At 67.4% G+C, this 9,189-nt stretch carries 8 protein-coding genes; 1 reads left to right on the top strand and 7 read right to left on the bottom strand.

Annotated elements, in window-relative coordinates:
• Nucleotides 1-385 precede the first annotated feature (385 nt).
• The 4 genes from B3446_RS23700 to B3446_RS23685 all read right to left on the bottom strand — a co-directional run bounded on the left by B3446_RS23700 (nt 386) and on the right by B3446_RS23685 (nt 4,871).
• The gene (locus B3446_RS23700; RefSeq protein WP_291385857.1) at nt 386-1,579 is read right to left on the bottom strand and encodes a hypothetical protein; all 1,194 of its coding nucleotides are present in this window, start codon (nt 1,577-1,579) and stop codon (nt 386-388) included.
• A 55-nt stretch (nt 1,580-1,634) separates the two neighbouring features.
• On the bottom strand, nt 1,635-2,363 hold the full coding sequence (locus B3446_RS23695; protein WP_291385855.1) for a hypothetical protein: 729 nt from the start codon (nt 2,361-2,363) through the stop codon (nt 1,635-1,637).
• A gap of 18 nt (nt 2,364-2,381) precedes the next feature.
• On the bottom strand, nt 2,382-4,109 hold the full coding sequence (locus tag B3446_RS23690) for an alpha/beta hydrolase (RefSeq protein WP_224776715.1): 1,728 nt from the start codon (nt 4,107-4,109) through the stop codon (nt 2,382-2,384).
• Between the two features lie 102 nt (nt 4,110-4,211).
• On the bottom strand, nt 4,212-4,871 hold the full coding sequence (locus B3446_RS23685; protein ID WP_291385852.1) for a glutathione S-transferase family protein: 660 nt from the start codon (nt 4,869-4,871) through the stop codon (nt 4,212-4,214).
• A gap of 167 nt (nt 4,872-5,038) precedes the next feature.
• Here B3446_RS23685 and B3446_RS23680 point away from each other — a divergent pair, with 167 nt between their 5' ends.
• Complete coding sequence (locus B3446_RS23680) at nt 5,039-5,803, top strand: class II aldolase/adducin family protein (protein ID WP_175137640.1); 765 nt, start codon at nt 5,039-5,041, stop codon at nt 5,801-5,803.
• Nucleotides 5,804-5,847: 44 nt separating this feature from the next.
• On the opposite strand, the gene B3446_RS23675 is transcribed toward B3446_RS23680, so the two are convergent.
• From B3446_RS23675 to B3446_RS23665, 3 genes are all read right to left on the bottom strand, one after another.
• Entirely contained in the window at nt 5,848-6,636 is a 789-nt protein-coding gene (locus B3446_RS23675) for a hypothetical protein (protein ID WP_291385850.1), read from the bottom strand.
• A 163-nt stretch (nt 6,637-6,799) separates the two neighbouring features.
• On the bottom strand, nt 6,800-7,261 hold the full coding sequence (locus B3446_RS23670; RefSeq protein ID WP_175122728.1) for an SRPBCC family protein: 462 nt from the start codon (nt 7,259-7,261) through the stop codon (nt 6,800-6,802).
• A gap of 93 nt (nt 7,262-7,354) precedes the next feature.
• Nucleotides 7,355-8,938, bottom strand: a complete 1,584-nt coding sequence (locus B3446_RS23665) for an FAD-dependent monooxygenase (RefSeq protein WP_291385848.1) — start codon at nt 8,936-8,938, stop codon at nt 7,355-7,357.
• Between the last annotated feature and the right edge of the window lie 251 nt (nt 8,939-9,189).

Here is a 9,189-nt window from a genome sequence, read left to right as displayed (position 1 = left end):
ACAACGACAACGGCTGGCAGCAGCACACGTCGTCCGGATGGCAGCCGGTCCAGCCCAGCGCGCAATCAAATTATCTGAACTCGCAACGACAGGCGCGGGACTATTCGACGCAACGCACGGANGACGCGTATGGCGGTGGCTGGCAGAACCGCATGAGCGATTCCGCGGGCGGCTGGCAAGGCCGCAGCGACGGCGGCTGGCAGGGACGCAGCGAAGGTGGCTGGCAAGGGCGCGGGGAGGGCGGCTGGCAGGGCCGCGGGATGGAGGGGCGCAGCTTTGGCGGGTTTGGCGGGTTCCGGGGCGGTGGCGGATTCCGGCGCTGAGCCTGAACGGGGCAGCGCGCTCACGTGGCGCGCAACGCGTGCCGGCTCCGCGGGCNNTGTGGTCAGTCCCGCACCAGGTACGCCTGTCCGCCCGGCTTCAGATACGCGGCCAGATCGCTGAACGGCACCTGCGCCAGCGTGCCAAGACACACGCCCGATGCATGCCCCACGCCCGACACAGACAGGCTCAGCGCACCCGGAGCGGTCGCGCCCAACGCAAGATAAGTCGGCCACAGATCCCAGCAGCCTTCCTTGGAGCGGTCTTCCGTCAGCCCCGCCTCGTCGCGCGCCGCCAGGGTTTTCTGTACCTGACCGGCAAGTTCCTTCAGCGCGGGGCGCGGTTCGCGGTTGTTCGGCTCGTAGGCGTCGAATACGCGGTTCCAATCCAGCGTTTCGCCGCGCAGCAGGTCCAGCGTGTAGGGATCGAAGTGGTTGTTGGGATGCGCGCCGCCACAGTCCAGGCTGCCGGATTCGGTCACCGTCATCATCGCGCTGGACAACCACGGCACGTTGACGACTTCTTCCTCGTAGTTGCCCAGCGTGCCCGCGGATGGGCCGTCGCTGGTGTAGGCCGACGCCTTGCAGGCCAGCGCCGCGTGGCTCATGCGCCAGTGGCGCTGTTCGAGCAGATGGTTGACGCGCGCCATGACCTGCTTGTCCGGATGCCGCGACAGGCGCGGATAGCTGAACTGCGTGCGCGGATCGCGCCACATGCGATAGGCCACGGTGGCGCTGCCGATGTCGTCGCCGACGGGCTCGGCATGGCCCGCCAGTTTGAGCGTGTCGTAGGGCACGCGGGCCGCGTCGATCTCTACGCCAAACTCGATGCCGCCATCGGGCGTCAGCGCGCTGGCGTCGTACTGCGCGACACGCGTGAGCGTGAAGCTGCGTTGCTTGCCCGTGCGCGTGTCGATCCAGACGCCGCGATAGCCCTGCGCGTCGAGCGTGCCTTGCCAGGTGGCGGCAGGCTTTGCGCCCGGCTGTTTCGCGGCCTGGTACGTCAGCGGCTCGGTCAGCGATTTGCCGGTGCCTTTGAGCGGAATGTCGACGCCGTTCTTGGGATAGAAGTAGCGTCCGGTCAGCTCGCCATCGGCGGCCGCGCTGTCCAGCTCCATCACGATGTCGCCCACGCCTTGCAGCATGCCCGTATAGACGGTGCGCTCGGCGGCCCTGGCCTCACCGGACGCCTGCATCAGCAGGGCCAGCGCCAAGGCGCCAAACGGAATCGAAAGCGGGCGAGCAATGGGAGAAGGCATCTGCGTGGTGGACCCTGAGACGTGGGCCGGTCAATATACCCGACGCGTCGGGGCTTCAATCTGCTGACCGCCACTGTCCAACGCCGGGGTTCACGCTGACGCGCCGGCCGTCCGCCCAGACCTGTTCCTCTTCCAGCCGCGACGCCGTTTCGGAGTCGACATCGAAGACGATGCCAAGCGCCTGCGCAACCGCCGGATCTTCGATCGGCAGCTCCCAGGACAGAAAGAGTTGCGACAGATCCCGGTCATCGGCAAAGTCCGCATCGTCATACTCGCTTTTATGCCGGGGAATCACGGCGTGCGGCTGGCAGGTGTCGAAGACGATGGCCACGCCGCGTGTGAGCGAAATGCGGTGGCCGGTGCCGGGAAAATGCACGTCCAGACCCTTGTCGTCGGACAGGAACAGATTGCAGAACGCCGCGCTGCCGTATTGACTGCCGTCGTGGTGATAGCGCGCGCCGCGGCAGGCCATGAGCGCCATGTCGCTGGCGGCCAGCGCATCGCCCAGCCCCAGCGCGCGCGTCCAGTCGCGCATGGCTTGCACACACACGCCGAATTCCGGCCAGCGCGCGTGGGTGCGCGACAGCGGCATCTGCTCGACGTCGCCGGGTTCGAGCAGCAGCCGCGTGCGGATCTCGCGATCCCAATCGGCAAGGAGACGCGCCGGCGGCGTGGGCACGTCCAGGTGGCCCGCGAGCAGCCGGCTGCTGACGCTGCGGCTGCGCAACACGTCATCGCGCGCATAAAAAAACGACGTCAATCGATCCTGCGATGGGTGATTCATGAGCTGCGCCTGCCGCGCCTAACCTCCGCGTCCTTCATAGGCGCCTTCGTCGCCGTCCTCGTCTTCCATCGCGGCCTGCGCGCGCTCCAGCAGATAGCGCTTCAGGCCTTCGAGACCATCGGGCGTCCAGTCCGTCACGCCGGTCACCGCGACCCACGCATCCACATAATGCTGCGGCGCGTAGACGTGTCCATATCCCATGGGCGTCGCCGTGCCCACCGCCATGTCCAGGGCCAACTGCAACATGGTCACCACGGGATACCAGCGCAGTTCGGGCGACACGTCCGGCCCCATCGGCGCGTTCATCCACGCGGGCGGACGGTACAGGTCGCGATAGTCGAAGAACGTGACGGGGTCGCTGGCGTATTGCAGGTAGACGACACGCATCGGCCCCCACGGCGCGTCGGCCGGCACGGGCGATCCGTGCTGGTTCATGAAGCGCACGAACGCGCCATCGCGCAGTTCGGGCAGCCAGGCGGGCGAGCCGGGGTTGCGGGCGTCCGTGATCTTGCGCCAGACCCGGCTTTCAAACGGGGGGCCGCTCCAGAGCGCGCCCTGGATCGGGTCGCCGATCATCTCGAACAGTTCGGCCGAACCGGCGGAGTTCATGGCGCCCAGGCTCAGGCCATGCAGATACAGCCGGGGCCGCCGGTCCTTGGGCAGCGTGGTCCAGTGGCCATACACCGCCTGAAAGAGCGCGCGCGCGGCCTCGGCGCCGTATTCGGGCTGCGCCAGCAGCGACAGCGGGCTGGACAGGTACGAATACTGCATTGCCACGCTGGCCACGTCGCCATTGAGCAGGTATTCCAGCGAGTCGGCGGCGGCGGGGTCGACCCACCCCGTGCCGGTCGGCGTGATGACGACCAGCACCGAGCGGTCGAAGGCGCCGACGCGCTTCATCTCGTCCAGCGCAAGCTGCGCGCGGGCCTGCGGGGTGGCCGCGCCGCGCAGGCCGACATAGACGCGAATGGGTTCCAGCGCCTCGCGTCCCGACTGTGTGGTGATCTCGCTGGCTGTCGGGCCCGACGCGATGTATTCGCGGCCCGCACGGCCCAGTTCATTCCAGCGGATCAGCGACGCCGGACCGCCCGTCTTGTTATCGGCGGTCGGCTGCGGGCGTTCGGGTTCCAGCAGCGCGTCGAATTCTTTGAACGAGGCGTCCAGCACGTGCAGCGCGCCGCGAAAGAACACATCGGTCGCCAGCAGCCAGAAGATCAGGAGGGCGATGGCCGCGCCCGTGACGTTGGCCACGCGCCGCGGTACGACACGCCGCACCTGCCGGGTCAGATAGCGGGCGATCAGCTTGAACAGCCGCGCCAGCGCCAGCAGCACGGCAAATGTTGCGAGGGCGATCAGGCTGACCTTGATGGGATGTGCGCTGGTCACGGGTTCCATCTGCATCAGCGCGCGGATGGTGTTCTGCCATTCGGCCGCGCGGCCCAGGAAAACGATCGCCACCGACACACACAGCAGGCCGATGACGGCATTGATGATGCGCGCCGTCCGGCCCCGGGGCTCGGGCAGTTCCATGTAGGCCCACAGCCAATGCCACAGCACGCCCAGGCCATATCCCGCGGCAAGGCAGGTGCCGGCAAGGACGCCCTGCGTGACGTGGGTGCGGGGGATGAGAGTGGGCGTCAGCGCCGCGGCAAAGAACAGCGTGCCGAGCATGAGGCCGACGCCGGATAGGGACTCCAGGTGCGAGCGCAGGAAGGTAGGCAGGTGGCGGGGCAAGGTCTGCTGCACGGTGGGCGTCCTCATCCGGGAGGGAATGGCGGGGATTCTCGCACGTTGCCGCGCGGGGGTCGCGGCTGTCGTTGTTTGTGGGAGCCGACAAGGAAGGGTCTGTCAGTCGCGGTCGGGCGCGCCCAGCGGAAAGAGCGTGCGGTAGGGCCGGGCCTCGTCGACCGCCCGCGCGAACGACGGACGCGCCAGCAGCCGCGCGCGATAGGCCCGCAGATGCGGATAGGCGTCGGCAATCGGATGGGCCCAGTCGGCGTAGAACAAGGCGGGCGCAGCGGCGCAGTCGGCCAGCGTGAAGTCGCTGCCCGCCGCCCACGTGCGCGTGGCAAGCTGCGCGTCGATCCAGGCGTACGCCGTTTCCAGCTTCTGCGCGGCCAGCGTCCGCGCTTCGTCACGTTTGGCCGGGTCGCCGGTCAGCGCACCGTTCACCGCGTGCTGCATCCAGTACATGACGTGCAGGTCAAAATAGCGGTCCAGAAAGCGCACGTCCAGCGCGGCCATCGAGTCGGCGGGAATCAGCCGGACGGGGCCGGGGTGGGCCAGTTGCAGGTATTCGATGATGATGCTTGATTCAGCGACGTTGCGTTCGCCGTCGACCAGCAGGGGAAACTTGCGCAGCGGCCAGCGTTGCATCCAATCGGCGGCATGCTGGGGCGTGTCAGGCCCGATGCTGCGGAACTCGAACGGCGTGGCGTTTTCGTACAGCGCGATCAGTGTCTTCTGCGTGTACGACGAAAAGGGATGACCGTAAAGTGCAGGCAGCATTCTCGGAGTCTCCTCGGACGTGGCTCACAGGTTAATGGGTCTTGGGCTGTTTCACCAGACGGACGCCGCCGCGGTGCCGCCGTGCGCGCCGGGCGCGAAAAGGAATACAGTGCATGACGGATCCCGGCGCAACGGCTCGGGGCCGACACCAACAATACGGAGACAGGATGGATACGGCAGGCAAGCAGGGCGCCAGTGTGCGCGAACAGGTCGGCGAAACGGAATGGCAGGTCCGCAAGGACCTGGCGGCGTTGTACCGGCTGGTGGCGCTGTTCGGGTGGGACGATCTGATCTTCACGCACATCACCGCCAAGGTGCCGGGCACGGAGCATTTCCTCATCAACCCCTACGGGATGATGTTCGACGAGATCACCGCGTCCAGCCTGGTCAAGATCGACCTGCACGGCAACAAGGTGATGGACTCGGAATACGACATCAATCCCGCCGGCTTCACCATCCATAGCTGTATCCACGCAGCTCGCAAGGATGCGATGTGCGTGCTGCATACGCATTCGATCAACGGCGTGGCGGTGTCGGCGCAGAAGGCAGGCCTCTTGCCGCTGTCGCAGTTTGCGTTCATCGTGCTGCGCTCGCTCAGCTACCACGACTACGAAGGCCTGGCGCTCAATCCCGACGAGCAGCCGCGCCTGGTGCGCGACCTGGGCGCGAACAACTACCTCATCCTGCGCAACCACGGCCTCTTGACCGTGGGTCAGAGCATGGCCGAGGCCTTCCAGGCCATGCACCGGATGGAAGCGGCCTGCATGGTGCAGGTGCGCGCCCAGGCGGGCGGCGAACTGACCCACATCCCCGCGGACATCCTGGCCCGCGCGGCGGTGGAGTCGCCGGCTGACCGCGCCCACAAGGCCCAGCTGGCGTGGCCGGGCCTGCTGCGCCGGTTGGACCGGCGCAATCCGGGATACGCGGAATAAGCGTGAAGGCCGGTGTCCCACACCGGCCAACGTCAAGCCGCCGCCTACTTCTTCGCAGCCGGATCCGCCGACAGGAACTCGGCGCAATCCGGCAGCGGCGTGGCCGGCTGGTACGTCGCGTCGCCGGCATTCCATGTGTAGGTGACGGTGTAGCTGCACTGCTTGTCCGCCTGCGGCGCGAGCTGCGCCTTGGTCAGCGCGGGCCGCGCGCTTGAATCCGCGAGACGGCTGGCGCCGGCCGGCGAGCGGGTGGCCTGCGTCTTCACCTGCAGATCCGGCAGTTCCTTGCCCGGCAGGGCCTTCAACGATGCCGTGAACTGATAGACATCGCTGCACTGCCCGGCGCGCTTTTCGTGGTCCGCCTCGTTGAAGCACGCCCGGATGGAGGCATCGGCCGTGTACGGCATGACGAGCACCAGGCTGGCGCCGGCCTGCTCGCCCAGACTGACGTCGTACAGATACAGATCCCGGCGCTCGAATCCGCCGCCCGAGAACGGCGTCGACGCCTTGAAGTCGGGCTCCGACGGGCCGATCACGCCGACCAGCGCCCGCTCTTCGCTCAACCGGATCAGTTCCGGCCAGACCTTGAAGTCCTTGAAGTCGGGAATGTCGGGCGAGTCCCAGAACCGGTAGTCGGCGCGCAGCGTCCTGCTGGTCGCAAAGGGACCGTTCTCGTTGAACGCGCCGTCCGTCTTGATGCCCACGCACCAATCGGTCTGGGCGTTGCAATACAGCTTGTTGTCCGCGTTCAGCTTCAGGGGCTCGGTATCGGGGGCGGCCAATGCCGCGGCGGGCAGGGCGGCGCAGAGCAGCAGGGCAAACACTTTTGACACGATTCTTCCTTCTTGTGGGATGCGCGCGGGCCAGCATGTTACGGCCCGCGCAGCGCCGCTGGGGCGCGCCACATTTTGTAGGGAGTCGGGCCATTGCGCGCGACCCGATGGTGTCAAAAGATGAACAAACGTATCGGAGTCGATGCCGTTCGCGCCGGCGGCCTCAGTCGCGCACCGGGCCGTCGGGCGTATCGGTTTCCACCAGCCGGGCCAGTTGCAGCAGCGATTCCTGCCAGCCCAGGTAGCACATCTCGGTCGGGATGACCTCGGGAATGCCCTCCTGCACGATGGTCAGTTCCGTGCCGCACGAGACCTGCCGCAGGTTGATGGTCGTCGTCATCTCGCCCGGGAGGGCGGGATCGTTGAAGCGGTCCGTGTAGCGGATCTTCTCGCCTTCCACCAGCTCCAGGTATTCGCCGCCGAACGGCTCCAGGTGGCCGGTGGCGAAGTTGCGGAACGCCATTCGGTGCTTGCCGCCCACGCGCGCGTCCAGTTCCTGGACCGAGCAGGTGTAGCCATACGGCGGAAGCCACTTGGCGACGGCATCGGGTTCGAGAAAGGCGCGATAGACGCGGTCGGGGGAGGCGCGCAGGACGCGCAGGTGTCGTACGGTTCCGGTAGTCATGGTGTAGTCCGCCTTGAATTGAGGGTGGGTGCATGACTACGACGAACCGCCGGCACCCGGATCGACACAGATTTACTTGGGGATTTCCCTAGGTCATGGCGTCTGCGCGGATTGGCGCAGCCGTTCAATGTACGCCGACAGCGTCTCGGCGTGCCGCTGCTCCGCCCGCAGGCCGACGTGGCCGTCCGCCCGCACCGCCAGCAGCATCATGTCGCCCACGCCCATCCGGGCCGCCGTGGCGGGCTCCAGGTAGGCGTCCACGTCGGTGACGCCATCGCTGGCGGTCAGAGCCACCACCACCTCGATGATGTAGCCGTCAGCCAGCGCCATCAGCTGGCGGCGCAGGTCCGACAGCGGCTGCTGCGCCGTGCCGGGGCCGCCAATCAACAGGACGGTGTGGCCGCGCCGCTTGGCGTACTCGTGCAGCTTGCCTCGGCCGCCGGTGGAAAACCGCACGTCGATATGGTCCGGCAGCCGCTGGCCCGGCCAGATGGCATCGTGCCGGTCACCCATCACGATGGGCGACCCGGCATAGTCGATATCGAGCTCGGCTTCCGACACGGCCTCGCGGTGACGCGCCTCGGCGTTGCCGAAGGCCGCGCGGATCGCCAGATCGCGCGCGCGCCGCTCCGCGTTGCCGTGGGCCATTTGCGCGTTTTCGGCCGCATCGCCCGACGCCATCACCATGTCTGCCACGGGCCGGCGCTCGGCGTGATAGCTGTCCAGCAGCGCGGGCGAACAATGCCCCTGGCAGACCAGCGCCAGCTTCCAGCCCAGGTTGTAGGCATCCTGCAGGCCGGTGTTCATGCCATGTCCCTGCGCCGGGCTGCACGTGTGCGCGGCGTCGCCCGCCAGCAGCACGCGGCCGGACCGGAACGCGCGCGCCACCTTGGTGTGACATTCGAAGCGCGCCGGGTGCGAGACGTTGTAAAAGCCGGCGTCGGGCAGGTAACGCCGAAGCGTGGACAGCGCGTCCTCGACCAGGTCCGACTCCGCGGAGCTGGGGCGAAGGTAGACGCGCCAACGCTCGCCGGGCAGTGCGGTCAGAATCACCGGAATCTGATCCAGGTAGGCGTAATTCGCCTCGAACGCCTCCGGCCAGTCGGGGATGGTGGCGTCGAACACGGCCCACGGCTGATTGATGTCGTGGCCGTCCTGCTCGATACCGGTCAGCATCCGCACGGTGCTGTGATGCCCGTCGCAGCCGACGACCCACTGCGCCAGCACCTGCGACAGCTTGCCGCCGCGCTCCACGGTGGCCAACACGCCGTCGTCCTGTTCCTGCAATCCCACCAGCTTCGTGGCGCGCGTGACCTTGCCGCCCAGCCGCGCCAGATGGTCGGCCAGCACCGTCTCCGTGACTTCTTCCGAGATGCCGATGTTGAAGGGATAGCGGCTGCCGGCCAGTTCCAGGTCGATGATGCCCAGTTCGCTGCCGCCCGCGTGAATGCGGGCGCGCCGCTGCTTCACGCCCGCAGCCAGCAGGGGTTCGATGATGCCCAGCGCATCCAGGATTTCAAGTGAGCGCGGATGCACGACGGTCGCGCGGTCCCAATCCAACGGGCGTTCGTGCGCATCGATCAGCAGGCAGTCAACGCCGCGGCGCTGCAATTCGGCGGCGGTCAACAGGCCGGCCGGGCCCGCGCCCACGACCAGGACGGAAATCGAGATCACCATGTCTTGCCCTCAGCAATGTGGTCATCAAGTCCTGCCGCAAGGGATGCAGCCTGCCCGGCAGTCGGAAGCAGCGCGGTCGCGCCGATGCTGCCGGCAGCACGACAAAGGCGGCGCATTGCGCCGCCCCTGCCGTTTCGCGTGTAGCGAAATTAAAGCAGCGCCATGGCGCCGTCAACGGCAATGCGCGGCGCCGCGCGTGCGTCGGGATGGCGCCCGTTGCAACGGTATGGATGCATCAGTGCGCGCGGTCT

The sequence above is a fragment of the Achromobacter sp. UBA5777 genome (assembly GCF_002418565.1).
GTDB lineage: Bacteria > Pseudomonadota > Gammaproteobacteria > Burkholderiales > Burkholderiaceae_B > Achromobacter > Achromobacter animicus.
This window is presented reverse-complemented; position numbering and strand designations above follow the sequence as displayed.

Coding starts and splice junctions, on each gene's coding strand:
- B3446_RS23700 (WP_291385857.1), bottom strand. CDS start 1,579: ATGCCTTCTCCCATTGCTCGCCCGCTTTCGATTCCGTTTGGCGCCTTG.
- B3446_RS23695 (WP_291385855.1), bottom strand. CDS start 2,363: ATGAATCACCCATCGCAGGATCGATTGACGTCGTTTTTTTATGCGCGC.
- B3446_RS23685 (WP_291385852.1), bottom strand. CDS start 4,871: ATGCTGCCTGCACTTTACGGTCATCCCTTTTCGTCGTACACGCAGAAG.
- B3446_RS23680 (WP_175137640.1), top strand. CDS start 5,039: ATGGATACGGCAGGCAAGCAGGGCGCCAGTGTGCGCGAACAGGTCGGC.
- B3446_RS23670 (WP_175122728.1), bottom strand. CDS start 7,261: ATGACTACCGGAACCGTACGACACCTGCGCGTCCTGCGCGCCTCCCCC.
- B3446_RS23665 (WP_291385848.1), bottom strand. CDS start 8,938: ATGGTGATCTCGATTTCCGTCCTGGTCGTGGGCGCGGGCCCGGCCGGC.